Source organism: Ruegeria sp. (genome assembly GCF_028066395.1).
Classification (GTDB): Bacteria; Pseudomonadota; Alphaproteobacteria; order Rhodobacterales; family Rhodobacteraceae; genus Ruegeria.
On the sequence record NZ_JALCBM010000012.1, the window covers coordinates 60,653 to 62,028 of the forward strand.

General features: G+C 60.4%; 2 protein-coding genes and 1 pseudogene. All 3 read left to right on the forward strand.

What is annotated here, in order from left to right:
* Positions 1–609, forward strand: a 609-nt coding sequence (locus tag MPJ51_RS06130) for a LysE family translocator (RefSeq protein ID WP_298383285.1), incomplete at its 5' end; no start/stop codon positions are given.
* Positions 606–1,142: a GNAT family N-acetyltransferase gene (locus MPJ51_RS06135; protein WP_298383288.1), complete on the forward strand. Its 537-nt coding sequence runs from the start codon at positions 606–608 to the stop codon at positions 1,140–1,142. The genes MPJ51_RS06130 and MPJ51_RS06135, both read left to right, overlap by 4 nt.
* A 37-nt stretch (positions 1,143–1,179) precedes the next feature.
* Positions 1,180–1,376, forward strand: a pseudogene (gene obgE, locus MPJ51_RS06140) (GTPase ObgE); the annotation flags it as partial.

A 1,376-nucleotide genomic window follows, 5' to 3' on the forward strand; every position in this document is an offset into this window, starting at 1 on the left:
ATGACAGTCGCAACCACCAGTTTCCTGATCTTTGCCGCCAGCCAGGTCGGTACGCCGGGACCGGCCAACATGGTCCTGCTGGGCACCGGTGCGCGCTATGGCTTTCGGGCGGCGCTGCCGTTTGTGGCCGGGGTCATTCTGGGCAAGCAATTGGTCATCTGGCCGGTGGGTTTTGGCCTGCTGCAACTGGCCGAACAGGCGCCGGCGGTTTTCACGGTCCTGAAATACGCCTCGGCTGCCTATATTTGCTGGCTGGCGTGGAAAATCGCCAATCTGCGCCTGTCGCGCGGTGATGTCACCGCAGCGGCGCCCGGGTTTTGGGCCGGTCTGATTGTGCATCCGCTGAACCCCAAGGCCTGGGCCATGATCATCGCCGGATTTACCGGCTTTGTCGGCGCAGGCACGACCAGTTTCGATGCCACGCTCACGATCGCTCTCTGTTTGTTGATCTGTCAGGTGGTTCTTCACCCAATTTGGACATTTGCGGGCGATAGAATTGCCCATGTGGTTGAAGGACGGCCCATTGAAAAATATCTGATGTGGACGTTAGCCAGTCTCACTGTTGCGTCCGTATTATTCGTGTTGTTCGGAGGAGGAACGCACTCATGAAAATTGAGGCAATCATAAATCAGCCGGTCATTGAAACCGAGCGGTTCGATCTGCGCCCGTTGCGCCGGTCGGATTTGGGACTGATCGAGCATTACGCCGGGGATGAACGCGTGGCACGCATGACCACGACCATCCCGCACCCGCTGCCGCCCGGCTCGACCGAGGCGTTTGTCGCCCGCGCCATGTCCGAGGACCGGGACGAGGACGTCTGGGCGATGGACGCCACCAAGGATGGCGGGCCGGAACTGATCGGCCTGATCTCGCTGACGCGGTTGGACCGCAACCAAACCGAGGTCGGCTATTGGGTCGCGCCGCTGTACTGGAACACCGGCATCGCATCGCTGGCGGTCGAGGCGCTGGTGCTGGGCAATCCGCTGGACAACGCAACGATGTTTGCCAGCGTCTTTCAGGACAATCCGGCCTCGGCCCGGGTGCTGACCCATTGCGGGTTCCAGTATCTTGGCGATGCCGAAAGCTATTCGGTGGCGCGCGACGCAAATGTGCCCACCTGGACCTATAGTAAAAAACTCTGACTTGTGGCCGGTGGGGCCTTTGCAGTAGGGGACTGACATGAAATTTCTCGATCTTGCAAAGGTCTACATCCGGTCCGGGGCCGGAGGTGGCGGTTGCGTCAGCTTTCGGCGCGAAAAATACATCGAATACGGCGGACCCGATGGTGGGGACGGCGGCAAGGGCGGCTCGGTCTGGGCCGAGGTTGTGGACGGGCTGAACACCCTGATCGACTTCCGCTATCAGCAGCATTTCTT

What these genes read in the sequence shown, in the direction of transcription:
- MPJ51_RS06135 (WP_298383288.1), top strand. Translation starts at nt 606, where the DNA reads ATGAAAATTGAGGCAATCATAAATCAGCCGGTCATTGAAACCGAGCGG.